This is a genomic window from Streptomyces humi, assembly GCF_001005085.2.
Classification (GTDB): domain Bacteria; phylum Actinomycetota; class Actinomycetes; order Streptomycetales; family Streptomycetaceae; genus Streptomyces; species Streptomyces humi.
Genome location: NZ_LBMU02000105.1, coordinates 1 through 443, shown reverse-complemented (window position 1 = coordinate 443; position 443 = coordinate 1). Strand labels below are relative to the sequence as shown.

Below are 443 nucleotides of genomic sequence, written 5' to 3'. Positions count from 1 at the left end.
CGGGTGTGGTGTCGGGTGTGGGTGGGGTGGGTCGTCGTGTGGTGTTGGTGTTTCCGGGTCAGGGTTCGCAGTGGGTGGGGATGGCGGCGGGGTTGTGGGAGTCGTCGTCGGTGTTTCGTGAGCGGATGGTGGAGTGTGAGCGGGCGTTGGCGCCGTTTGTGGATTGGTCGTTGTCTGCGGTGGTGCGGGGTGAGGTGGGGGCGCCGGGGTTGGATCGGGTGGATGTGGTGCAGCCGGTGTTGTTTGCGGTGATGGTGTCGTTGGCGGGGTTGTGGGGTTCGTGTGGGGTGGTGCCGGCGGCGGTGGTGGGGCATTCGCAGGGTGAGATTGCGGCTGCGGCGGTGTGTGGGGCTTTGTCGTTGGAGGATGCGGCGCGGGTGGTGGCGTTGCGGAGCAGGGCGTTGGGTGTGTTGGCGGGGCGTGGGGGGATGGTGTCGGTCGCG

The 443-nt window shown here is 68.2% G+C and carries 1 protein-coding gene; it reads left to right on the top strand.

Going from position 1 to position 443, the window contains the following annotated elements; translation table 11 throughout:
- On the top strand, positions 1-443 hold a 443-nt coding region (locus AAW13_RS39015), incomplete at both ends, for an acyltransferase domain-containing protein (RefSeq protein WP_046734647.1).